The sequence below is a fragment of the Paracoccus aestuariivivens genome, from assembly GCF_009711225.1.
In the GTDB taxonomy this organism is placed as follows: domain Bacteria; phylum Pseudomonadota; class Alphaproteobacteria; order Rhodobacterales; family Rhodobacteraceae; genus Paracoccus; species Paracoccus aestuariivivens.
The window spans coordinates 1-22,910 of the sequence record NZ_WMIE01000031.1; the positions used below are offsets into that span (position 1 = coordinate 1).

A 22,910-nucleotide genomic window follows, 5' to 3' on the forward strand; every position below is an offset into this window, starting at 1 on the left:
CGGTTCTCTCGGAAAAGCCGGACACCGCGTTCGCGAAGTTCGGCAGGATAGGCGGGGGTGAATTTCTGCTTCGTCATAGGGCTCATCCTTCGAGTGTTTTACTCTCCGGTAAACCCGGGGCGGTTCATTCCTCGAACCCTCAGCGATGCCAAGGACAAGCATATCGAACTGGGTAAACTCTCCAAGGAGCCCAAACAGATCCAGCAGTTCGAGCGAGCCTGGGGCATCCTCATGGGTATTACCGGAGACATCCCGCTGGATCAGTTGAGGCGAGAGCACGCCAACCAGTTCGTGAAGAAGGTGATCAGCCAAGGCAAGGGACCCAATGGCAATGGCCCAGCGACGGTTGAACGCTACCTGAAGCAGATCAGCCCCGTCATCACCACTGCCATTCGAGAGTTTGAGCTACCTATCACCAACCCCTTCTTGGGCGTCGTCATCCCCAACAAGGATGAGGGACAAAGAAAGCCCCGAGAATCGTTCAGCAGCAGCGAACTCATCGCGATCCAGACAAAATGCCGGGAAGTGAATGACCAAAGACGCTGGGCAATTGCGATGATGACTGACAGCGGAGCACGGCTGGCTGAGGTGATTGGGCTTCGCAAATGTGATGTCGTGTTGGATGCCGCCGTTCCACATATCATCATCAAAGCCCATGAGGGCAGACGGCTGAAGACCATTGCATCAACCCGAAAGGTTCCCCTCGTCGGTGAGGCTTTGTGGGCGGCTCAACAGGCCATCAGCACTGAGGGCGAGTTACTGTTTCCGGTCTTTGCTCCGAAACACCCCTCAAATCCAATCAATGCAGCATCTGCCTCAGCAGCTCTCAACAAGTGGCTCAAGGAGCAGGGGTTAGTTGGCGAGGGACAGACCCTGCACAGCTTCCGTCATGCCGTCAGGGACCGCCTGAGGGATGCAGGGTCCCCAATTGACGTGGCTGATGCGATAGGTGGCTGGGCTAGGCAAAGCGTCGGAGATGGGTACGGCAAGGGGCACAGCCTTGAGGTGCTTCAGCAGCACCTAGGCAGGATTGTCCTTGCGGCTTCCAAGTGACCGTTTGAGCCCTTCGCTGACGGTCGCGCAGTGCGCGGCATGGCCCGCGATTTGCAAGCGCAGCGAAGGGTGCATACCTCACCCACCCATCCCGCTGCCTGCTGGCCCTCAGTCAATTTCCCCTCAAACCGGACATCCGTCTTTGCTGCAGTTAGCTGCCACGGAGGGTCCAGCTGGGACAAACCTGCCGTTGGCGCCCGCAGCACGTGAATGCTCGCACTTGCGACATGAGCGACCCGCAGGGCGAAGGTGGTCATTCGCTGCGGCATGGACGTATGTCCGGTTTGGTGCCGACAGCGGACAGTTAACTTTGAGTTTGAACGCCACAGGAGCGGAGAACAGCCAAGCTGATTTCGTCAGTTGGCTGTAGCAGCGCTGTCTGCATCATCCTTGTCCAGTTCTACCAGTTGATCGCTTGCTTCATCATACTCTGAAGCCCTAAATTTCTGAGTTTAAGAGCGATGGTAGAAGACTGATCAATTGCGCCCTTTCGATGAAGGGCGTCGTTGTAAACCACTCCTAGCAGAAGGCATGCTTCCGGGACAGGGATACCCATGGACTCGGCGAACTCAAGTTTGTTTGCAGTGCCATTACACTCGAGCAGAAACTTCTCTCGCTCCGGCTGAGTCTGGATTTTAGAGTAAGTACACTGTTCGATCTGCACTCGGACGTAGGCACATACTGCGAAAGGATCGTAGCTTCCACCGCCAGCAAGACACTTGTCCCACTCTTCTTTCAAAAAATCGTAGAAGCCATGACTTTTACCGTGCTTCTTCGGCAGCCCGTAAGTAGTGTTGAATATCTCTGAGATATCACGGTCGATCGGGTGGTAATGAAGGAAGTGTCGTGACAGGTCTGCTGCCCAACACGCATCGTCTCGGTGCGCAATTACCTTCCGCATAGTTTCACTAATTTTCTGCGTTGTGTCTCCGAGGTATACGGTCTGCTGGCGCTTAAGCGCGTAGCCTTTGAAATACAGTGGGTCTAAGTGGGTTAAGAGACAAATGTAAATTTGCCTCCCCTCTTTCCGATAAGTATCGATTAACTTGCTCAAAAAATATTGAGCAACAACGATGTTCGCATCATCAAGATAATCGAAGACTTCATCGATCAACAGAATGCATGGCTTCGTGTTAGTTGTCTCCCGCGTTCGTAGCAAATTGCAACCGAAGTACAGAAGATCGCGCTGCCCGTTTGAGAGCGACGAGGCGTCGGGAAAATTGACTAGGACGCGACCTTTGGTTTCTTTAATTTCAGCAGTTACCCAAGCTCCATTGATGTCTCCGATGAAATCTTTCAACGATTGCAATCGTTTGGAATAAGCGGCGTATTGCAACCATTTCTTCAGGTTCGGCCTGTCAGATCTGCTCAAGTCCATCAGGATGTAGCAGATCATGGCGCAATCAAGCCAAGTGTTCTGCCCTTGCCCGTGTTTCATCACCACATCAAAAACGGCCTTGAGATGCGGCAATTCGTCAACTTTCCGAGCGTATTTGCCCGCGACATTGTCGCTAATTGATGCTTTTGTTCCGCCTAGACCCTTTACCGTCTGGATAACTTCTCCGAAAAAGTCAGACGATTTTTTTTGCTGAAGCTTGTCGATAGAGTCGATCACGCTAAGCAACTCACTTCTGAGAAGTTCGTCGTCGCAACGGGCAGATAGATTGGGGACAACTTTGGAGTTACCCCCGAATAACGGCTTGTACTTATTTATGTCAAAATTTATTTTCTCTTTATCAAGTGCCGGCCCGAGGTCAAGCGACGGAATCTCTAAGTACGGCTTCGCAACTGTGAAGCCATTTATCTTTGGCAGTTTAGCTTTTGGTTCAATGTTCGACCTAATTACATGAATGTCGAATCTGCCTGATATTTCATTCAGGCCTGAATCCGCGTGCAGGGTATTTCCGTCGTACTCAATGGAAAGACGTGATACTGCCGCATCTCTTTTTCTGTGCTTGTCTTTTTCGTCAACGTTGAGCTTGCTGCCTCTAGCGCAGTTGAAAGCCGTAGATATGCTGCTCTTGCCAAAGCCATTCGGGGCAACAAGGATGTTAGTGACATTTGGGCGAAGATTAACCGTCAAGCTCACATTTTCAAAACCGCGAATATTTTCGATGTTAATTTTCGAGATATTCATATCTCACCTTACGAATCGCCAGCCATTGTAATGGTTCGACTTTAAGGCGAACTTCCAGGCTTCAGCAAGCGACAGATGTGTTGCCTGGAGCAGGCCGTTGCAAGCTTCTCATTTGCGGCAACTTTGCATTATCAAAGGGCGAATGTCGTGGTTGGGCAGTTAATCGAGTGGACGGTAGGCCCCTAAGGGGCTTCGTTGATGTTACAATCGCTTTCGGGATGACATTAACTTGGAACTCATGGCTGAAATGGAGGCTCGAAGCGGACGCAGCTCCCGAGGAGGTCGAGCGGCGGCTCTGGGCCGACCTTCCGCTGCACCTGCATAACTCGGGTCGTGCCGCCGCTGGTCCGAATGTCGCTGAATGGGCTTTCGCGCTCGAAGGGATGGTGCCCAAGCACACTTGACGAATGCCCGCTTTCCCCCCTGCGGCTTTACGATACTGCAGTGCCGTCCGGTAGCTCTCCGCCCCGTGAGGTACGTTTCGGAGCGACAGATCTGATCTGTGTGCTGCACCCGCGAAAGACAGAAATGTCCGCATTGCTGACACTCTAAGCCCCGGCATGCCCATGGCTGCTTCCCCAACTTCCGCTCTTTTGGATTGATCTAAAACAGCAATCAACGCTCCGCCACGACATTAGCGTTCATGGTTATGCTCACAGAGTACCTAACCTATCCCTAGGTGCTCTTATGGTCCCACCCCCATCACCACCATAATCTAAGAGAGTATAGCCATAGGGTTCCTTGTTGATGGTGTATGTTACTTGGTCTCGATGATGGCTGAGCCTCCCACCACCTGGCTAAAAGCTTCCGCTAAGCAGTTACGGCCAGCTTCGACATCCTTGGCAGGGATCAGAATACCATCATGCAAGGGCAGAGCCGGGATGTTGTGGCTTTCTCCGAGGGCGAGGATGGCTTGGATCAGGACTTGGCTTTCGGTGTATTGGAGATCCGCCCAGTCAAGGGTCCCAGGAACCAATCGCCTCAGAGCAGGAACTTTGCCAGCGATCTGTTTGGTGATGGTGTTGATGGGGTATCGTGTGCTGATCGCTTTTGGGAGGTCTCCTAGGCCCAACTCAGAGATCAGGCTCTCCCTGGCCCCTTTGGGCCACCTCACAAGCTCCGTCTTTCCCTGTCCGATCATTGCTGTCACTGCGGCTTTGACCACTGGGCGGGGCAACCCCTCCACCTGATACAAATCCCCTTCCGGCAATCTGGTTTTGGTGATGTGGTGAAGGATGGTCAGCTGTGATGCCTTGATGTCCAACTCAACAACAGGAAGGCCATCTATAAGTATCTGCTTGCGTTGCTCTCGCTTGACGCTCTGGAAATCGCCGTAAAGCCGACCTCCCTTATTAAAGTTGAAGGTCTCGGTATCTGCAAGGTTGAAGACCCTCCGAACCTCCGGGAACGGAATGTCGCTGAAGGTGTGGCGCGCATAGATGGAATTGATCCGCTCCACCTCATCAACGAGCTCACTAACCTTGCTGTTCTTAGGCAAGGGAAGCGGCTTGGGCTTTCCTCCAGATTGTTTCTCCGGCATCAACACAACTGGGGAGTTCAACACCCCCCGGTCTTTAACGTAATGGCTGTAAAGGCTCTGAGTGGTGATTCCATGACTCAGGGCAAGCTCTAGGAGTCTTGGCGTCGCTCTGATCCTGCTAGCCTTGGGGTTTAACACGGCAACACCATCATCCCATGCTTCGATCCAAGCCCGACCTTTCCGAATGTCTGCGAGGCCCAGATCAACCATCGCCTTCAGCTGCCAATCATAGATCCGAGAGGTGGCCTTGGTTCGTTCCGAGGTGAAAGCCTCCCGGTTCGAGCTCCGGTAACAATAGCCCAAGGCCTCGGCATTAGCGGAGGCAAGGATCAGATCAGCCAGAATGGCATCCAGGGTCTGCTCCTGAGCCACGAGTTCCTTGGCCTGGGGTTTCCGGCTTCTTGCCCCTTCAGCCCGTCCCCTGGCTTCTCTGAGTTCCGGGAGCAATGCGTCGCGCAGAGCAGCGGCCTCTTCGCTGATCGCCACATGCTGCAAGGTCGCCTTCCGAGCCGCATCCAGGTGATGTTTGGCAGCTTCAGTGGTCAGGTAAGAATCGAACATGGTGAACTTTATCGGTGTTGAATCAGGGCGCTACTTGGGAAGACCAAAGGTCTACTCGAAGCTAGCGCCCCGAAAGGTCTTATAAAAGGGGCGTCGTCTGTCAGCCCCTGAGAGCCCTGTAGACAGATCTTTCAGACAGACCTAGGTGCTGGGCTATCTCTGAACGGCGAAGGCCCTCAGCGGCGAGATCTTTGACTCTCTGAGCCTGTCTCATGGCCGTTGGGGCTCTACCTTTGTACTTGCCATCAACCTTGGCCCTGGCGATGCCTTCCCGTTGCCGCTCCAACATCATCTGCCGTTCAAACTGAGCGACAGCCCCCATCATATTCAGGATCAGTTCTCCCGTCGGGGAGCTGGTATCCAGGCCAAGATCCAGGATACGGAGGCTGACGCCTTTCTCCTTGAGCCTGGCTACGAGTTGCCCCAGGTGGCCGACATTGCGGGCCAAACGGTCGAGCTTGGTGACGATCAGCGTGTCACCTTCCCTGAGATAGTCCAAGCAGGTCTCAAGCTGCTGACGCTTGCCCACCGAACTCACCTGCTCTTGGAAGAGCTTATTGCATCCTGCCTGAGTCAGTTCCCTCAGTTGGGCCTCAAAGCCTGCCACTTGGTCCAAAGTACTTGTGCGGGCATAGCCGACGATTGCGGTCATTTCCGTTGCTCCTGCCAATAGGATTTAAGAGGTGCGCAGCGGTCGACTGCCAAAAGCCAAGACCCACTCCATAGACACCACAAACTGTCCAATTTCGACAGTGCCTCAAGGGCAGGACCTATTGGCAGGTGTGGTGATGTTTCGGAAGCAAGAAAGCCCGCTGAGGTAGGCTTGGAAGGCCCCCGCCCAAAAACGAATAGGGGTCCCAAAGGGTGGGGATGGATCACCGAAACCGACTTCAAAAATCGGGGGTTATAATTGCTGTTGTTATTGTTGTTTTTGGGGTGCCGATCTGCATTTAATCGATGCTCTTTACCTATTCATTAACCGTTACAACGCTTTATGCCGTCCCCTTTCCTGGAGGTTACACAAAATCACACACCTAGGCGTATCTGCTCAATTCGAAATCTTGTAACATATTGTTTTTGTGATATTTTATTGAAAAATCGCAACGTCTTGAGTCACTTCGTCTCCGCCATCTTTCTCGCCCAAACAGTCACCTTCGGATCTCGATCGGGAACCTGCCCTGACACTTGCTCCATGGCCTACCGATATCAACGGTAGCCGGATCGCGGGGGCATTTACGGGTTGCGTCAGCCGCTAGATTGGCTTTCCCTTGAGGCAGGCACCAATCATAGGGGGCTCTTCTTGGCCGTCATACCCCGTCAAACATATCAGATGGCCCTGACAGCGGATCACGTCGCGTTGACGTTGCGAGATGAGCCGGACCTCGGGCCAGAGCCGGGTTGGGTGCCCTTGGGTGAGGACGGCGTCGACAGCTTGGCACGACATTACCACGCGGATCTGGGCGACGAACCGCTTTGGGTCTTTGCCTACGGGTCGCTCATCTGGAAACCGGATTTCGACGCGGTCGATCATTGTCGGGCCACGGCCTATGGCTGGCACCGCTCGTTCTGTCTCAAGATGAACCGCTGGCGCGGATCGCCACAACAGTTGGGCCTGATGATGGCACTTGAACGCGGCGGACGCTGCGATGGTGTGATCTACCGTGTGCGCGAGGGCGACCGGCTGGCGCAGATCCGTCGCATGATCAACCGCGAGATCCGCTTCCGCGAGAATGTGGGCATGGTGCGCTGGATACCGGTCCAGACCGAGCAAGGCCGGATCCGGGCGCTGGTATTCTGGGCTGGTCCAACCGGAGAACGCATCCAAAGCAAACTACCGCTCAAGGAAGTTGCCCATGTCCTTGCCCGCGCCTGTGGCCCGGCCGGCTCTTGCGCCGAGTATCTGTTCAACACCGTCCTGCATCTGAACGAATTCGGCATTCGCGACCGCAATCTGTGGAAGCTTCAGGAATTGGTCGCAAAGGAAATCGAGGACCTGCACGATCCCCGACAGGGCGAAGCTGCAGAGTAGAAAAGGCCGCCGAAAGCTTCGGCGGCCTTGGTTTTGTCAATCGAGCGACTTCAACCCCGCCTCGATTTGCTCGCGACGCCCCTCAAGGAACGGCGGCAGCGACAGGGTTTCGCCAAGCGTTTCAAGCGGCTCGTCCACCGCGAAACCCGGATCGTCCGAGGCCAGTTCGAACAGGTTGCCACCCGGTTCGCGGAAATAGAGCGAGCGGAAGTAATAGCGCTCGACTTCGCCCGAACTGGGAATGCGAAATTCGTTCAAACGCTTCGCCCATTCGTGGATCGCGGGCTTGTTCGGCACACGGAACGCGACGTGATGGACCGCTCCGGCACCTTGTCGTGCAACTGGCAGATCGGGCTGGACCGCGACATGCAGCTCGGCCGAGGGACCGCCCGCGCCCATTTCGAAGACATGGACACTGCCATGCCCGTCGGGGCTGGCATATTCACGCACCTTACGCATGTTCATCACATGGGTCAGGACAATCTCGGTCGGGGCCAGTTCAGGCACCGAGATCGTGATCGGGCCAAGCCCGTTGATCTGGTGCTGCGCAGGGACAGGGCTTTTTGCCCAAGCGTTGGCGACGGCACCCGCGCTGTCCTCGACCAGACGGAAGCGCTGGCCCTCGGGATCTTCGAAATCAAGGCTGGGGCGGCCATCGAGTGTCGCAATGCCGCCATCGGTCAGCCCTCGATCCGACAAGCGCGCCGCCCAGTAATCGAAGCTGTCCTTGCCGACCCGCAAACCGGTGCGGCTGATCGAATGGGTTCCGCGGCGTTCCGGTGCGGCAGGCCAGTCGAAGAAGGTCAGATCGCTTCCGGGCGATGCCAGTCCATCGGCGTAGAACAGGTGATAGGCGCTGGTGTCATCCTGGTTAACGGTCTTCTTGACCAGCCGAAGCCCCAGGTCGTCGGTATAAAACTGCTTGTTCTGACGTGCCTGGGCGGTGATGGCGGTCAAGTGGTGAATTCCGGTGAGCTCCATGATGGGCCTCCTTTCTGTTGCATCGAATATCGGTCGGTTGCCGCGTTTGCGCTACTCGTCCAGTTGCGAACCTTGTGTTCGGTCCTGCCGAACAGCTTGGGCTTTGCGCGGGCGCGGCTCTCGCCTATCGTCTGACGCATGCGCTATGATCTGAACGACCTCGAAACCTTCCTGACCGTGATGGAGCTGGGCACCGTCACCGCGGCTGCGGCACGGATGAACCTATCGAAATCCGTGGTCAGCAAACGCATCACCGATCTTGAGGCCACGCTGGGCGCGGCACTGTTCCGGCGCAATGCGGGCCGTATCACCCCGACCGAAGCCGCGCTGCGTCTGGCCGAGCGGCTGCGGCCTGCCCTGAACGAGCTGGTCGCGGCGGCGGAAAGCACCGCATGGGATATGGACGGAGTCGCCCCCCTGCGCGGCAGCCTGTCGATCTCGGCCCCGATGAGCTTCGGCATTCTGCATCTGGGGCCGATCATCGCTGGTTTCGCCGCGCGGAACCCCGAACTGGCGATCACCGTCGATTACGACGACCGCGCCCGTGATCTGGCGCGAGAGGGATTCGATATCGGCATCCGCATCGGCAAGTCGCGCGACAAGGCGCTGATGCAGCGCAAACTGTGCGAGGATGAAAGCATCGCCTGCGCCAGCCCCGCATACCTGAACCAGCGCGGAAGTCCCGTCGAACTGACCGACCTGCGCGATCATCAGGTCATCGGCTACAGCCATATCCCGAACAGCCAGCTTTGGCAGTTTCAGGACCGCGACCGCTTTGTCTCGCCTTTGGTCGAGGGGCGGCTGTCGCTGAACAATGGCGAGGCGATCCGCGACATGGCAGTCGCCGGGCTGGGATTGGCGATCCTGCCGGGCTTCATCGTCTCGGCGGCGCTGGAGGATGGCCGTTTGCAGCGTGTCCTGTCCAATCATGCGACCCGCCCGATGCCGATCGTGGCGGTCTGGCCCCCCGTCAATCCGATGCCCGCCAAGTTGCGGCGCTTCATCGACCATGTCGCGACCGAGTTGAAAGAACCACCGTGGCGACGTGCCACCACCGAAGCCCCGAGGGTATCATGAAGAAGATCGGTTTCCTGTCCTTTGGCCATTGGTCGCCCGACCGTGGTTCTCTGGCGCGCAGCGCGCAGGATGTGCTGCTGCAATCCATCGACCTCGCCGTCGCCGCCGAAGAACTGGGTGCGGATGGCGCCTATTTCCGCGTCCACCATTTCGCGCGGCAGCTTGGTTCGCCCTTTCCGTTGCTGGCCGCTGTCGGCGCGCGCACCAAGACGATCGAGATCGGTACGGCCGTCATCGACATGCGCTACGAGAACCCGCTTTACATGGCCGAGGATGCAGGTGCAGCGGACCTGATCTCGCAGGGGCGACTGCAACTGGGGATTAGCCGCGGCTCACCCGAGCAAGTCATCGATGGCTGGCGGCATTTCGGCTATCATCCCGCCGATGGCGAAACCGACGCCGACATGGCCCGTCGCCACGCCGAGGTGTTCCTGAACGTCATTCAGGGCCATAGCTTTGCCGAGCCCAGCCCGCGCCCGATGTTCCCGAATCCTCCGGGTCTGCTGCGGCTAGAGCCCTATTCCGCAGGATTGCGCAACCGCATCTGGTGGGGCGCCGCATCGGTCGCGACGGCGAAATGGGCGGCAACGCTGGGGATGAACCTGCAAAGCTCGACGTTGAAGGACGACGAGAACGGCAAGCCGTTCCACATCCAGCAGGCCGAACAGATCCGCGCCTATCGCGAGACCTGGGCCGAAGTCGGACACGAACATGCGCCACGCATTTCGGTCAGCCGCTCGATCTTTCCCCTGATGGATGACCGTGACCGGATGTATTTCGGACGCGGCGGCAAGGAAAGCGACCAGATCGGATTTATCGACCAGACCCGTTCGATCTTCGGTCGCGGTTATGCGGCGGAGCCCGACCGCCTGATCGAAGAATTGCGTGGCGACGAAGGCATCGCCGAGGCCGACACCCTGCTTCTGACCATCCCGAACCAGCTTGGCGTGGACTATAATACCCATGTGCTCGAAAGCATCCTGAAGCATGTCGCGCCCGCGTTGGACTGGCGCTAGGCCCTAGATCCGGTCGATCTCGATCAACCAGACCCCAGCGATGGGCCCGAGAGGAAGCGAAGCCTCGGGCCCGTCGCAATAGATCGCGTCCAATGCATCCAGCCGGTAGGCCGTACCGCCAAGCGCAACCGTAACAGCACCGGTTGCAAGGATCAGGCGAAAATCGCTTCCGCTCGTGACTGTGTTCCGGTCCAGACGATGCCGATAAAGGCCCCGCCGCGTCATGATGTTCAGATCCGAGATCGGTCCGTTGCCGAGCCGTGCCGAACAGGCCACGTCAGCCGGAAAGGACAGCGGGTGACTGTCCGGAGTCAACAGTTCAGATGCCATGCCTTTTATTTGCAACTCGATGCCATTGCCGGTCAGAACGGCCAAGGTCCGGTCGACACCGCTGAAGATCGAGAACGCGCCGTCCTCGACCACGCCAGCCATGCTGACGCGCCAACCGAAATCATGCAGGCCCGCGCCCTGCGGATAAACCGCGACCTCGACAGTTTCGCCGCGACCATTCTTCCACGGCTTACGGCGATGATCCGCAGCCCGCAAAATCCGGATTGTCATTGCTGTGCGCTTTCGGGTTGGGACCAACGATAGCCGATTCCCGGCTCGGTCAGGATAAGCGTCGGCCGCGTCGGGTCGGTTTCCAGCTTTTGCCGGATCTGGCCGATAAAGACGCGCAGATAGGGCACGTCCTCGACATGGGCCGGCCCCCAGACCTGCTCGAGCAATTTGCGGTGCGTCATCACCCGACCGGCATTCGAGGCCAGCGCGGCCAACAGGTCGAATTCCTTGGGGGTCAGTCGAAGCTGCTCACCGTCGCGGCTGACGTGATGGCCGTCAAGGTCGATCACCAGCCCGTCCTGTCGGATCATATCGACCTTAGCGGCGCGGCGCGGACGCAGACTGACGCGCAAACGGGCCAGCAATTCGCCGATACCAAAGGGCTTGGCGACGAAATCATCGGCCCCCAGATCCAGCGCCATGATCTTTTCCATCTCCTGATCATGGGCGGAAAGCACGATGACCGGCAAATCCGAGCGCAGCCGCAGACGCTCCAGCACCTCTTTGCCGTTCATATCGGGCAGTCCCAGATCAAGGATCACCAGATCCGGCTCTTGTGCGGCGATACGGGCCAAGGCTTCGTGGCCATTATCGGCCAAGGTCGTGTCATATCCCGCCGCATTCAGGGCATGGCCCAGAAAACGCTGGATCTGCGGTTCGTCATCGACGATCAGGATCTTGTGCCGAACGCTCAAGCGCCATGCTCCGCAGGCACGGGCAAACGGATTTCCAGAACCGCACCGCCATGTTCGCCGTGACGCGCGGCAAGCGTGCCATCAAGGGCGCGGGCAATGCCCTTGCTGATCCGCAAGCCCAGACCCGAGCCCTGCGGCGCGCCGGTCATATCATCGCTCGCCAGCCATTCGGCTATCGCCCGAGGCAGGCCGCGCCCCCGATCCGCAACCGAGAGGACCAGCATACCATCCGACAGTTCGCCACTGACGCGGATAACTCCGGGCGCATATTTCACCGCGTTCTCGATCAGGTTGAACACGGCCTGCTCCAGCAAACCCGGCTCGGCACGGACCATGGGCAGGATCGGAAAACCCGTTTCGATCCGCGCATTCGGCCATGCCCGCCGTGCCCGATTGGCCGCTGCCTGAGCGGCGTCGGCAGCATCGACCCATGTCAGATGCAGATCCATGCCCGATTGAAGGCGGGTCAGTTGCAAAAGCTTTTCGACATAGCGGCCAAGGCGCTGCGTTTCTTCTTCGATTGCGGCCAGCAGGTCGGTTTGGGCTTCGGGCGGCAGCGTCCCGCCCAGTTCCCGCAGCGTCGTGACCGATCCAAGGATTGTCGCCAGAGGCGTGCGAAGATCATGTGATAGCGAGGCCAGCAAAGCCGCGCGCATCTGCTCGCTGGTGGCGCGGCGGCGCTCGCTTTCGGCGGCTTCGGTCAGGCTCAGGCGCTGCAAAGCCTGTCCTGATTGCCGCAACACGATCTCGATCGCTTGTTCCCTCCAGCCGTGATCGCGGCGATCCGGCGCGATACGGGCATGGCCCAGCACGGGACCATGGCCCTTACCATTGTCGCTTTGCAGCGGATAGAAGGTCAGACGCGAGCCGCTCCAGCCTTGGGCCGAAGCGAATTCGGGGCGACCGCGCCGATAGGCCATATCTGCCGCCTCGAGTTCACTGGCATCGGGAAGATAACCCTCGGGGGCCGAGGCCAGCATCCCCATCTGCCCATTAACCGGACCCAAGGCAATGGCAGGACCGTGGGCCAGCGCGTGCAAATGCCGGACCGCGACCTTGGCGATCTCGGACTGGGTGGTGGCATGGGCCAGCTCGGTCGAGACTTGCGACAGGACCTCAAGGGCTGCGGCGCGGCTTTCGGCGGCATCGACCTGCTCGCGCATCCGGCCCGAAATAAGTCCGGTGATCGCAGCGGCCAGCAGGAACACCAGCAGTTTGATGACATCCTGCGGCTCACCGATATGCAGGGTGAAATGCGGCTCGACAAACATGAAGTTGAAGCCGGCAAGCGCGCCAAAGGCGCTGGCGATCCCGACCCAAAAGCCGAAAGCGGCGGCACTGACCAGAACAGCCATCAAAAACAGAAGGATCGCGATTGATTCCGGCAAGACATGCCGGGACGAACCGACCACGGCAGCGACGATCAACAGGATGACCGACGCGCCGACGAACCCGCCCAGACTGGGGGCGGTCATCCAGCGGCGATCATCATTCAAACGAGGGGTTTCAACATCTTCCATGATTTGATCTGGCGACAAGCCCGCCATGTTGTCCACCGTCTTTATGATTTCCTTACGGTGAAGACCGAATTCCCCGTCGAACCTTTATGCTGCTCTGCGGCATTGTGGCTGGTCTGCGGAGAATCACTCCGCGATCAGGAATTTTGGAATGGCCAGTCTGGATACTCATTTTTCGGATGTTGAACCGCGACGCGCGGGCCTGATGTCGCTGTCTCTCGCGGCAATCGGCGTCGTCTACGGGGACATCGGAACCTCTCCCCTTTATGCCTTCCGCGAGGCGATGCTGGCCGCAGGTGCAAGCCATGGTGGGGTCAACCGTGCCGACGTTCTGGGGGTGTTGTCCCTGATCGTCTGGGCGCTGATCCTGATCGTCACGCTGAAATACGTCATCATCCTGCTCCACGCCGATAACGAAGGCGAAGGTGGCACATTGTCGCTGCTGGCCTTGGCGCAGCGCGCCATGGGCAGATCGAACCGCGTCGTCCTGACGCTTGGACTGATCGGGGCGGCATTGTTCTTCGGTGACGCGGCAATTACCCCCGCAATCTCGGTACTATCTGCGATCGAGGGGCTGAAACTGGTCACCGATGGCGTCGATCCTTTTATCGAACCCATCGCCATCGTCATCATCATTGGCCTGTTTTTGGTGCAGAACCGCGGAACCGAGGCCGTTGCCCGCTTCTTCGGTCCGATCACGCTGGTCTGGTTTCTGGTCATGGCGGCGGGCGGCGTTCACTGGATGCTGAAAGACCCCGAGGTTCTGGCCGCCGTCAACCCGATCCACGCCATCCGCTTTGTCGCCACCAACGGGCAGCTGGGACTGATCGTTCTGGGCGCGGTGTTTCTGGCGGTCACCGGTGCCGAGGCGCTTTACGCCGACATGGGCCATTTCGGCCGCAAGCCGATTCAGGTCGCATGGCTTTTCGTCGCCTTCCCCGCGCTGCTGCTGACCTATTTCGGTCAGGGCGCGCTGGTCCTGTCGAACCCCGAGGCGATGGCGAACCCGTTCTATCACCTTTTCCCGTCATGGGCGCTGCTTCCCGTCGTCGTGCTGGCCACGATGGCAACGATCATCGCCAGTCAGGCCGTGATCACGGGGGCGTTCTCGCTGACCCAGCAAGCCGTGCAGCTACGCATGATGCCGCGCATGAAGATCCGCCACACCTCGGACGAGCATCAGGGCCAGATCTACCTGCCCGCCGTCAACCGCTGGCTGATGTTCGGCGTGCTGGCGCTTGTGGTGATTTTCGGTTCGTCTTCGAGCCTTGCTTCGGCCTACGGGATCAGCGTCACCGGCACGATGGTGGTCACGGCGACGCTTGCGATGATCGTGGCCCACAAGCACTGGAAAATGCCTTTGTGGCTGGCGGTCGGGATGATGCTGCCCCTGCTGCTGCTCGACCTGACATTCCTTGGCGCGAACCTGATGAAAATCGGCGATGGCGGTTACGTTCCCCTTGGGATCGCTGCGGTCATGTTCGTCATCATGGCAAGCTGGATGCGCGGGAACACCATCGTGCTTAGCAAGGACCGCGAGGCGGAATTGCCGCTGGATGTTCTGCTGGGCCAGATCGACAAGTCGGAATCCATCGCGACCGTATCGGGTACTGCGGTATTCCTGACCTCGACCCCCGATCTTGCGCCGGCGGCGCTGCTGCATAGCCTCAAGCACTTCAAGGCGCTGCACGAACAGAACGTCATCTTGACCATCGTCACCGAGGACATCCCCCGCATCCCGACCTCGGAGCGCGTCCAGATCGAGGAGATCAACGACCGCTTCCGCCGCATCAAGCTGCGCTACGGCTATGCCGAAGAGCCCGATGTGCCGCGCGCGTTGCTGCAATGCCGCCGTCAGGGCTGGAAATTCGACATCATGGCGACCTCGTTCATCCTGTCGCGCCGCCGCATCCGGCTTTCGACCCGCAGTCGCGTGCCAAGCTGGCAAGGGAAGCTGTTCATCGCCTTGGCGAGGAATGCCGCCGGAGCATCGGACTACTTCCGCATCCCCGCTGGCAGAGTGGTCGAAATCGGCACGCAGATGAACATCTAGCGCCTGAACAGGCGGGCGACGACAGGGGCCAGAACGATCACGATCACCACCCGCAACAGGTGATGACTGACGACATAGGCCAGATCGGCGCCCGCGATGATTGCGATGACGATCATCTCGGCCTGACCGCCGGGCAGGAAGGCAAGAAAGGCATCCAGTCCCGGCGCAAGGGAAAGCTGCACGATGATCTCGATGAAGCCAAGGCTGATGATCGCAAGGATAAGCGAGTAGACCAGCCCCGCCGTCACATGAAGCCGCAACTCGCGCCATGTGATCCCGGCATATTTCGACCCGACCGCAATGCCGATGAAGAACTGCGCCGCCTGAATCATCTCGGCGGGCGGGCGATGCTGGATCAGCCCCGAAAGCGACACCGCCATGGTCAGGACCATCGGGCCAAGGATCGAAGCCCCGAACAGGTTCACCCGCTCGGCCAGTTTCCATCCTAGTAGGCCACAAAGAGCCATCAGTCCGATCTCAAGCGGGGCGACGGCGCTGAACGGCTGACCCGGTGGCTGTGCCAGATCGACCGACCAATAGATCGACATCAAAAGCGGCGCGACGGTGACGATGACCAGAACCCGCGTCGCGTGGATCAGCGACAGGGCGCGGACGTCTCCGCCCGCCTCTTCGCCAAAAACCAGCATATCCTGAAGGCCGCCGGGCATGGCACCGTACCATGCCGTAGCATGGTCGAAGCCGAAGCCCCGCCGCAGCAGAGGATAGCCGATCAGGGCTATCGCTCCGATAAAAACCGGCACGACGGATAACGACGCCGCGATGTCGGGTAGTCCCGCAAGGACTTCGGGCGTGATCGACGACCCGACTGCCACCCCAAGGATCGTGCGCATCAGGATACCCAGCCGTCCCGCATCTGCCATGGGCGCACCCGCCAATGCCGCGATCAGGCAAGCCAGCATCGGCCCCAGTAGAAGCGGCAGCGGCAAATGCAGGAACAGAAACAACGCACCACCGATTGCCGCAATCGCAAAGGTCAGCAGGCGATGTCCAAGGAATGTCCGGAAAGGTGACAGCGAAATCATGCCGCTTTGTCCTGCGGACTTACGGCGAAGTCAAACCTGCGGCTGCCGATTCATGCGCGATGTGCCATCCTGACCCGCCAGCCTTTCGCAGGTCTGCGCGATGCGCCGCACGCCTTCTTCGATGTCACGCGCCGCGATCGAGGAATAGGCCAGCCGGTAGTGGCCCGTCCCGTCCGATCCATCATGGAAGAAGGGCCGTCCGGGTTCGATCAGCACACCCTCGGGTTTCAGGGCACGGGCCAGCACGTCGCTGTCCAGTCCAGCCGGAGTCTGCAACCAGAAGCTCGATCCCCCTGCCCCCGCCGGCTGTCCACTATCCAGTCCGTGGCGTGACAAGGCTTCCGAAGTAACACGGCGGCGTTCGGCATAGCTGTTCCGCATCCGCTTCACCTGCCGGTCGTAATGCCCGAGCGACAGGAAATACGCCATCGTGCGCTGCACATGGCCGGGGGGATGGCGCAGCATCATGCCGCGCAGGGCCCGCGCCTCGGCGACGAAATCGGGATCGGCCACGATGTAGCCCAGCCTGAGCCCCGGAAAGACCGACTTCGAGAACGAGCCGATATGGATGACCGCACCGCTGCGATCCATCGCCTTCAGCGCAGGCGAGGTCGATCCGGCGAAAGAGATCTCGAATTCATAGTCATCCTCGATCACCGCAAAGCCGCGCTGGTCCGCGAGCCGCAGCAAGGCCTCGCGCCGCGCAAGCGGCATGGTGCGGTTCGTCGGGCATTGATGGCTGGGCGAGCAGAACACGGCCGATACGCCATGGGGGATACGCTCGGGCGGCAGGCCGTCGGCGTCGATCGGGACGGGCAGCACCCGCGCATCCATCGTACGCAGGATCTCGTGCAGGCCGGGATAGCCCGGTTCCTCGATCACGGTGGAAACGCCCCGCCGCAGCAGGATCGCGCAGATCATCCAAAGGGCGTTCTGCGCGCCTAGGGTCAGCAATATCTCGTCCGGACGGGCCTGAATACCGCGTCTGGGCAAAAGATGCCGGATGATGAAATCGACCAGTTCGGGGTCGTCATTGTCATATTGATCATCCGACAACGCCCCCAGATCGCGACGTCCAAGAGCGCGCACCGCGCAGTCCCGCCATGCCGCATGGTCGATCAGCCTGTCGTCGGTCTGGCCGTAAAGGAACGGATAGGGATAGCGGCGCCAATCGGTCGGACGATCCTTGCGTTTAGCGGCCAGATTGCGCCCCTCGATCAAGGTCGACCAATCGAAGCGGGGCGCGCCCGTGTCCGGCGCAGGTTCGGGACGCAGTTCCTCGACCCGATCCGAGACGAAGTAGCCCGACCGGCCCTGTGCGATCAGGTAATCGGTCGCCACCAGATCGCCGTAAGCCTGTGTCACCGTGATCCGGCCCAGACCCAGATGCGCGGCCAAGGCGCGACTAGACGGCATCCGCTCGCCGGGGCGAAGCCGACCTTCGTGAACCGCACGAATGATTTGCCGCCGCAGTTGAAGCTGCAGCGGCTGGGCCGAGGCACGGTCGATCAGGAAAGTCTCGGGTGGGATCTGCATGGCGGCCAAAAGCATGTTCGGGCCGCCATCCTGCCTTATCCGAAGACGCGTGTCAGCGCCCCGTCGATGGCATTCGTCAGCGTGTCGATGTCATCCGCGGTCGAGATCAGCGCCGGTGACAGGCACAGCGTATTGTTGAAACCGGGGATCGAACGGTTGGTTGCCCCGATGATGACACCCTGAGCCAGACAGTCGGCAACGACGGCCTGCACCTTCTTCTCGTCCGCCGGTTCCTTGGTCGCGCGGTCCGCGACCAGTTCCGCACCGCAGAACAGGCCCTTGCCGCGCACATCGCCGATGACCTTATGCTTCTCGGCCAGCGCGTTCAGGTTCGCCAGTGTGCGCTCGCCCATGGCGACGGTATTGGCCAGCAGGCCCTCGTCTTCGATGATGCGCATGTTTTCAAGCGCCGCCGCCGGACCCGAGGTGCAGCCGCCAAAGGTCGAAATGTCGCGGAAGAAGCTCATCCCGTCCTCGGGCGCGTCCTTGAACATGTCGAAGACCCGCTCGGTGGTGACGGTGCAGGAAATCGCCGCATAGCCCGATGCGACACCCTTGGCCATGGTCACGAAATCCGGCTCGATCCCATAATGCTGATAGCCGAACCACGTTCCGGTACGACCCAGACCGCAGACGACCTCATCGATATGCAAAAGGATGTCGTATTTGCGGCAGATCTCCTGCACGCGCTGCCAGTAGCCTGTGGGGGGCGTGATGACGCCGCCACCCGCCGTCACCGGCTCCAGCACGATGGCGCCGATGGTATCGGGGCCTTCACGCAGGATGACTTCCTCGATCGCGTCGGCGGCGCGTTCACCGTAGTTCTCGACGTCCCATTGCTTGCGGTACTCAAGGCAATGCGGCACGCGGATGAAGCCCTCGGGGAAGGGACCATAGGCCAAGGCGCGCTGGTCCTGACCCGAGGTCGCCAGCGTGGCGATGGTCGTGCCGTGATAGTCGCGGTCGCGATACAGGATTTTCCATTTCTTGCCGCCATAATGACGCGCCGAGATCTGGCGCACCATTTTGTAGACCTTCTCGTTCGCTTCCGAGCCCGAGTTCGAATAATAAACGCGGCTCATCCCCGGCATCTTGGTGATCAGCTTTTCGGCAAAAAGCGCGCCCGGCACGGTGCCGGCGGCGCCCGCGTAATAGTTCAGCTTGATCAACTGGTCGCGCACGGCATTCGCGATGCTTTCGCGGCCATAGCCGACGTTGACAGTCCAGACGCCGCCCGAGACGCCGTCAAGGAACTCGCGCCCCGTGGCATCCCACAAACGCATGCCTTTGCCTTCGACAAAAACGCGCGGATCAATGGTTTCGTATTGTTTATGCTGGCTCAGGTGATGCCAGACATGGGCCTTGTCCGCTGCGATGACCGGGCTGAGGTCGTTCATTTTGTGCCTCTGTCGAAGGAAAGGGGATGATTGGTAGGCGAAGCTTATCTGCGAGGGACCCGACGCAATAGATCCAATTCCGCCCCACCGTTAGAGCCAGATTATGCGGCACAAGATGACGGCTTTCCTTGGCAGGGATCACCGGCTTCAATTGCAGGGTGACTCGCAGAAGGAGAAACAATGTCCTCGATCCTTGACCTGCCCGCCCGACACATTCTTGCCGCCTTCCGTTCGCGCGAGTTATCCCCCGTCGACTATACGCACGCCTTGATCGCGCGGGTCGAAGCCTCTGAACCATCCGTGCAGGCGTTGTGGCTGTTCCGCCCCGAACGCGCCTTGGACGAAGCCCGATTGTCGGAGCAGCGCTACCGACGCGACGAACCCTTGGGTTTGCTCGACGGAATGCCGGTGACGGTCAAGGAGCTGATCGCGACACGCGGAGACCATGTGCCAATGGGCACGGCAGCCCTGCCTCACTCACCTGCCGCCGAGGACGCGCCCCCCGCGGCCCGTCTGCGCGAGGATGGTGCGATCATCTTCGCCAAAACCACCTGTCCGGATTTCGGCATGCTGTCTTCGGGCCTGTCGAGCTTCCATCACCTCAGCCGCAATCCGTGGGACATCAGGAAAAATCCGGGCGGCTCGTCCTCGGGGGCGGCTGCAGCCGGAGCGGCAGGTTACGGTCCGTTGCATCTGGGGACCGATATCGGCGGCTCGGTGCGGCTTCCCGCAGGCTGGACCGGCCTTTTCGGCTTCAAACCCTCGCTGGGGCGCGTCCCGATCGACCCCTATTATACCGGTCGGGTTGCCGGACCAATGACCCCCACCGTCGATGATGCCGCCCTGATGATGCAGACCATTTCCCGCCCCGATTGGCGCGATGCTACGTCCCTTCCCCCCGAGCGGATTGACTGGGATGCGAGGGCGCTCGACGTGCAAGGCTTGCGGCTTGGACTGATGATGGATGCCGGATGCGGCATTTCCCCCGATCCCGAAGTCGCCGCCGCGATCATGGCTGCGGTCGCACTATTCCAGCAGAACGGAGCCACCGTTTTACCGATTGGCCCGGTCCTGACCCGAGATATGCTGGACGGGCTGGACATCGCATGGCGGGCGCGTTTCTGGGGCCAGATGCAGAAACTGTCCGCCGATGCTCAGGACCGGATTTTGCCCTATATCCGCGAATGGGCCAAAGCGGGGGCGGCTGTCTCCTCCATCGCGGTAGCCGAGGGTTTCGAGCAGACCTTTGCCATGCGCCGCGCCACGAACGAGGCGCTGCACGGGCTTGATTTCATCCTTTCTCCGGTCAATCCCCAGCAAAGCTATCCCGCCGATTGGGCCTCGCCGACAAATGACCCCGCACGTCCTTTCGAACACATCGCCTTTACCGTACCCTGGAACATGGGAGAGCAACCCGCCGCGTCGATCCATTGCGGTCTGACCTCGTCCGGTATTCCCATCGGCCTGCAGATCGTCGGACACCGTTTCGACGATCTCGGGGTGATGCGGCTGTCCCGAGCCTATGAGGAATGGCGCGGCCCCGTCACGAATTGGCCGCGCTATGATACCTACGCTGCAAATAAAGTAAGTGCTTGAGCGGGAAAGCCATCCTGCCTAGTCATCAGCAAATCTGGAATTGAGGGAACCGGCATGATTGACGTCTTTGGCTTCGCGGGTCGCAAAGCATTGGTCACGGGGGCAAGCTCGGGCATCGGATACGCAGTCGCAGCGAATCTCGCCCGGCACGGAGCCTCGGTCGCGATCCATTACCATCGCGGCGCCGAAGCCGCCGAGGAACTTGCTACCCAAATCCGTGCCACTGGCGGCACTGCCGTGGCGCTAGGCGCCGATTTGCGTGACGATGCCGAGGCCGAAGCTCTAGTTTCGCGCGCGGCCGAGGCCTTGGGTGGAATCGACATTCTGGTGAACAATGCCGGTGCGATGGGCGACCGGCTTTCGTTTGCCGAGGCCGGACGCGATTTGGCCAATCAGGTATTCGATCTGAACTGCCGGTCGCTGATCACCGTGACACATGCCGCATTGCCTTGGCTCAGCGCCTCTGACGCCGCCGCGGTTGTCAATACCGGCTCGATCGCGGGCAGGAACGGAGGCGGTATCGGTGCAGGTTTCTACGCCGCCGCGAAAGGATATGTGCACACCGTCACCCGTGGCATGGCGCGCGAATTCGCATCCAAAGGGATCCGGGTCAACGCCGTTGCCCCCGGTGTGATCGACACCCCCTTCCACGCCACCACGCCGCCAGAGGTGCTCGCCTCGCTCAAATCGGCAATCCCGATGGGTCGGCTTGGCACAACCGAAGACTGCGTCGGTCCATACCTGTTCTTATGCTCGGCAGCCCTGAGCGGATACGTTACCGGCCAGATCATCGACGTGAACGGTGGGCAGTATATGCCATAAGCTGGCTTGCTGACGCGTTTATGTATTGCTTAACAACGACATTCTGCTGGCTCGATCCGAGCCCGATGATCAGGGCCGATCCGCTCTCGCCATTGGCCCCGGACCATCTATCTGCGGACGGCTTCCACGTTGCGAGTGGTTTTCTTGGGAGTTTGGCTTCCGGTCGGTAGAAGCCATTTATGCGGCTTCCGTCAGCAACACGCTAGCCGCGCGCCCTGATGAAGGTTGGCGTGCCAGCACATGATTTTGATCGATGGCACCCGCTTCGCAAGACCTCCGATCCAGACAGAGTTTACCGCGGTGTCTCGATCAAAGGGCTATCTTCGCGCTCTGAACGTCACCATCTCATCCGATGTCGGCACCACCGGCTCAGAAGAGACATGTTCCGCCTCTTGGTTGTCTCGTTCCTCGGCAGAGTTTGACCTCACGTCAAGCCAAGCCGAAAAATCACACGACGTGTGAAAGTCGATCGCGACCGGCAGCGTTGCCGCCAGGCCATCGCGGTAATCAAGTCAATGCCCGAAATAGTGTGCGGCCGTCTCGCTGCTTCACTTGTTTCCGCCTCTCGACAGATGTCCTTCGTGTGCGCATCGATCCGGTCGCAGGGCTTAGAAGAACTGGCCTACCAACAAAGCGCAGCGCCACTCGCGCAGCGGTCGACAAATCGGCACACTCAACAGCCTCGAGTAAACGCCCGACATTGCGGCGCTTCATGCTGAAAACGCACCTTCGCCGTGACGACACCGAATGCGCCCAGATGCCGCAGATCGCGTTGCTGACCTGGACAGTTAGCGGATCAGGGACCACATGCGTTGTGTGTCATCAGCAGCGCCTGCGTTTCTTCACTCTTTACCCGCACAAAGGACAAGTAACGGCTTCACGAGACGCGCTGCAGTTTCTGTCTGAACGATCCATCCACTTCGAAATGCGGCTTGATGTAGGACGGGGGTTTCGGCCAGAGATCGTGGCCAGGCTCGGCGAACTCGCGCAACTAGGAGTCTGCGCCAGCATAGGCTTCGATGTTGACGAGGGGGATCTCAAACCAATGGAAAAATTTGATCATGCGGCTCCACTGCAACTGTTGCCGAAGAGGGAAGAAACCATCAACGTTGACGCGTGGACCTGAACCACAGTTTTGGCGAGATCGATGCCGGGTGCAGTACTCTCAGTGACCTGCCCCCCGGAAGGTCCCTGGGTTTAATGTAGAGTTTGCTTCGCCGCGAAGGAGCAGACGACATGAGGAAAAGCCGCTTCACCGATGAGGAGGGAACCGTGGCGCCTGATGGCACCGCGTAA

The 22,910-nt window shown here is 59.5% G+C and carries 19 protein-coding genes; 9 read left to right on the plus strand and 10 right to left on the minus strand.

From position 1 onward, the window contains the following. Positions 1-57 precede the first annotated feature (57 nt). Positions 58-1,053: a tyrosine-type recombinase/integrase gene (locus tag GL286_RS22825; protein WP_155097528.1), complete on the plus strand. Its 996-nt coding sequence runs from the start codon at positions 58-60 to the stop codon at positions 1,051-1,053. Between the two features lie 400 nt (positions 1,054-1,453). Here GL286_RS22825 and GL286_RS21015 read toward each other — a convergent pair whose 3' ends face one another. Next, entirely contained in the window at positions 1,454-3,190 is a 1,737-nt protein-coding gene (locus tag GL286_RS21015) for an OLD family protein (RefSeq protein ID WP_155097529.1), read from the minus strand. Between the two features lie 218 nt (positions 3,191-3,408). Between GL286_RS21015 and GL286_RS21020 the strand changes: the two genes are divergently transcribed. Next, the gene (locus GL286_RS21020) at positions 3,409-3,594 is read left to right on the plus strand and encodes a hypothetical protein (RefSeq protein ID WP_155097530.1); all 186 of its coding nucleotides are present in this window, start codon (positions 3,409-3,411) and stop codon (positions 3,592-3,594) included. Between the two features lie 353 nt (positions 3,595-3,947). On the opposite strand, the gene GL286_RS21025 is transcribed toward GL286_RS21020, so the two are convergent. Continuing rightward, on the minus strand, positions 3,948-5,291 hold the full coding sequence (locus GL286_RS21025; RefSeq protein ID WP_155097531.1) for a hypothetical protein: 1,344 nt from the start codon (positions 5,289-5,291) through the stop codon (positions 3,948-3,950). Between the two features lie 100 nt (positions 5,292-5,391). Further along, the gene (locus tag GL286_RS21030) at positions 5,392-5,943 is read right to left on the minus strand and encodes a recombinase family protein (RefSeq protein WP_155097532.1); all 552 of its coding nucleotides are present in this window, start codon (positions 5,941-5,943) and stop codon (positions 5,392-5,394) included. A gap of 678 nt (positions 5,944-6,621) precedes the next feature. On the opposite strand from GL286_RS21030, the gene GL286_RS21035 reads away from it, so the two are divergent. Continuing rightward, on the plus strand, positions 6,622-7,320 hold the full coding sequence (locus GL286_RS21035) for a gamma-glutamylcyclotransferase (RefSeq protein ID WP_155097533.1): 699 nt from the start codon (positions 6,622-6,624) through the stop codon (positions 7,318-7,320). Positions 7,321-7,356: 36 nt separating this feature from the next. Here GL286_RS21035 and GL286_RS21040 read toward each other — a convergent pair whose 3' ends face one another. Next, on the minus strand, positions 7,357-8,301 hold the full coding sequence (locus GL286_RS21040; RefSeq protein ID WP_155097534.1) for a ring-cleaving dioxygenase: 945 nt from the start codon (positions 8,299-8,301) through the stop codon (positions 7,357-7,359). Positions 8,302-8,439: 138 nt separating this feature from the next. On the opposite strand from GL286_RS21040, the gene GL286_RS21045 reads away from it, so the two are divergent. Further along, a complete protein-coding gene (locus tag GL286_RS21045; RefSeq protein ID WP_155097535.1) occupies positions 8,440-9,378 on the plus strand; it encodes a LysR family transcriptional regulator in 939 nt (312 codons plus the stop codon). Next, positions 9,375-10,394, plus strand: coding sequence for an LLM class flavin-dependent oxidoreductase (locus GL286_RS21050; RefSeq protein ID WP_155097536.1), 1,020 nt, complete (start codon positions 9,375-9,377; stop codon positions 10,392-10,394). Before GL286_RS21045 ends, GL286_RS21050 begins: the two co-directional genes overlap by 4 nt. 3 nt (positions 10,395-10,397) lie before the next feature. Here GL286_RS21050 and GL286_RS21055 read toward each other — a convergent pair whose 3' ends face one another. Genes GL286_RS21055 through GL286_RS21065 form a run of 3 tightly spaced genes read right to left on the minus strand, consistent with a single transcriptional unit; the run spans position 10,398 to position 13,170 of the window. Further along, on the minus strand, positions 10,398-10,955 hold the full coding sequence (locus GL286_RS21055; RefSeq protein WP_155097537.1) for a HutD/Ves family protein: 558 nt from the start codon (positions 10,953-10,955) through the stop codon (positions 10,398-10,400). Beyond that, positions 10,952-11,650, minus strand: a complete 699-nt coding sequence (locus tag GL286_RS21060) for a response regulator (protein WP_155097538.1) — start codon at positions 11,648-11,650, stop codon at positions 10,952-10,954. The genes GL286_RS21055 and GL286_RS21060 overlap by 4 nt, the downstream gene beginning before the upstream one ends. Then, positions 11,647-13,170 carry a sensor histidine kinase gene (locus GL286_RS21065; protein WP_155097539.1) on the minus strand — a complete coding sequence of 508 codons (1,524 nt, stop codon included), beginning with the start codon at positions 13,168-13,170 and terminating at the stop codon, positions 11,647-11,649. The genes GL286_RS21060 and GL286_RS21065 overlap by 4 nt, the downstream gene beginning before the upstream one ends. A 148-nt stretch (positions 13,171-13,318) precedes the next feature. Here GL286_RS21065 and GL286_RS21070 point away from each other — a divergent pair, with 148 nt between their 5' ends. Next, complete coding sequence (locus GL286_RS21070; RefSeq protein WP_155097540.1) at positions 13,319-15,220, plus strand: potassium transporter Kup; 1,902 nt, start codon at positions 13,319-13,321, stop codon at positions 15,218-15,220. Here GL286_RS21070 and GL286_RS21075 read toward each other — a convergent pair. From GL286_RS21075 to tpa, 3 genes are read right to left on the minus strand one after another with little or no spacing between them, the layout of a single operon-like run. Then, the gene (locus GL286_RS21075; RefSeq protein WP_155097541.1) at positions 15,217-16,263 is read right to left on the minus strand and encodes an AbrB family transcriptional regulator; all 1,047 of its coding nucleotides are present in this window, start codon (positions 16,261-16,263) and stop codon (positions 15,217-15,219) included. The genes GL286_RS21070 and GL286_RS21075 overlap by 4 nt on opposite strands. Before the next feature lie 30 nt (positions 16,264-16,293). After that, positions 16,294-17,814: a MocR-like pyridoxine biosynthesis transcription factor PdxR gene (pdxR, locus tag GL286_RS21080; protein ID WP_343038959.1), complete on the minus strand. Its 1,521-nt coding sequence runs from the start codon at positions 17,812-17,814 to the stop codon at positions 16,294-16,296. 20 nt (positions 17,815-17,834) lie between these two features. Then, positions 17,835-19,196 (minus strand): hypotaurine--pyruvate aminotransferase Tpa, encoded by a 1,362-nt coding sequence (tpa, locus tag GL286_RS21085; RefSeq protein WP_155097542.1) that lies wholly within the window; start codon positions 19,194-19,196, stop codon positions 17,835-17,837. Between the two features lie 180 nt (positions 19,197-19,376). Between tpa and GL286_RS21090 the strand changes: the two genes are divergently transcribed. The 3 genes from GL286_RS21090 to GL286_RS21100 all read left to right on the plus strand — a co-directional run bounded on the left by GL286_RS21090 (position 19,377) and on the right by GL286_RS21100 (position 22,740). After that, positions 19,377-20,792 carry an amidase gene (locus GL286_RS21090; protein ID WP_155097543.1) on the plus strand — a complete coding sequence of 472 codons (1,416 nt, stop codon included), beginning with the start codon at positions 19,377-19,379 and terminating at the stop codon, positions 20,790-20,792. A gap of 54 nt (positions 20,793-20,846) precedes the next feature. Further along, entirely contained in the window at positions 20,847-21,614 is a 768-nt protein-coding gene (locus GL286_RS21095) for an SDR family NAD(P)-dependent oxidoreductase (protein WP_155097544.1), read from the plus strand. Positions 21,615-22,326: 712 nt separating this feature from the next. Further along, positions 22,327-22,740: a hypothetical protein gene (locus GL286_RS21100; RefSeq protein ID WP_155097545.1), complete on the plus strand. Its 414-nt coding sequence runs from the start codon at positions 22,327-22,329 to the stop codon at positions 22,738-22,740. Positions 22,741-22,910 lie beyond the last annotated feature (170 nt).

Excerpts from the sequence above, each read along its gene's own strand:
- GL286_RS21015 (WP_155097529.1), bottom strand. The coding sequence starts at position 3,190 with ATGAATATCTCGAAAATTAACATCGAAAATATTCGCGGTTTTGAAAAT.
- GL286_RS21020 (WP_155097530.1), top strand. The coding sequence starts at position 3,409 with ATGACATTAACTTGGAACTCATGGCTGAAATGGAGGCTCGAAGCGGAC.
- GL286_RS21025 (WP_155097531.1), bottom strand. The coding sequence starts at position 5,291 with ATGTTCGATTCTTACCTGACCACTGAAGCTGCCAAACATCACCTGGAT.
- GL286_RS21030 (WP_155097532.1), bottom strand. The coding sequence starts at position 5,943 with ATGACCGCAATCGTCGGCTATGCCCGCACAAGTACTTTGGACCAAGTG.
- GL286_RS21035 (WP_155097533.1), top strand. The coding sequence starts at position 6,622 with ATGGCCCTGACAGCGGATCACGTCGCGTTGACGTTGCGAGATGAGCCG.
- GL286_RS21040 (WP_155097534.1), bottom strand. The coding sequence starts at position 8,301 with ATGGAGCTCACCGGAATTCACCACTTGACCGCCATCACCGCCCAGGCA.
- GL286_RS21045 (WP_155097535.1), top strand. The coding sequence starts at position 8,440 with ATGCGCTATGATCTGAACGACCTCGAAACCTTCCTGACCGTGATGGAG.
- GL286_RS21050 (WP_155097536.1), top strand. The coding sequence starts at position 9,375 with ATGAAGAAGATCGGTTTCCTGTCCTTTGGCCATTGGTCGCCCGACCGT.
- GL286_RS21055 (WP_155097537.1), bottom strand. The coding sequence starts at position 10,955 with ATGACAATCCGGATTTTGCGGGCTGCGGATCATCGCCGTAAGCCGTGG.
- GL286_RS21065 (WP_155097539.1), bottom strand. The coding sequence starts at position 13,170 with ATGGAAGATGTTGAAACCCCTCGTTTGAATGATGATCGCCGCTGGATG.
- GL286_RS21070 (WP_155097540.1), top strand. The coding sequence starts at position 13,319 with ATGGCCAGTCTGGATACTCATTTTTCGGATGTTGAACCGCGACGCGCG.
- GL286_RS21075 (WP_155097541.1), bottom strand. The coding sequence starts at position 16,263 with ATGATTTCGCTGTCACCTTTCCGGACATTCCTTGGACATCGCCTGCTG.
- pdxR (WP_343038959.1), bottom strand. The coding sequence starts at position 17,814 with ATGCTTTTGGCCGCCATGCAGATCCCACCCGAGACTTTCCTGATCGAC.
- tpa (WP_155097542.1), bottom strand. The coding sequence starts at position 19,196 with ATGAACGACCTCAGCCCGGTCATCGCAGCGGACAAGGCCCATGTCTGG.
- GL286_RS21090 (WP_155097543.1), top strand. The coding sequence starts at position 19,377 with ATGTCCTCGATCCTTGACCTGCCCGCCCGACACATTCTTGCCGCCTTC.
- GL286_RS21095 (WP_155097544.1), top strand. The coding sequence starts at position 20,847 with ATGATTGACGTCTTTGGCTTCGCGGGTCGCAAAGCATTGGTCACGGGG.
- GL286_RS21100 (WP_155097545.1), top strand. The coding sequence starts at position 22,327 with ATGCTGAAAACGCACCTTCGCCGTGACGACACCGAATGCGCCCAGATG.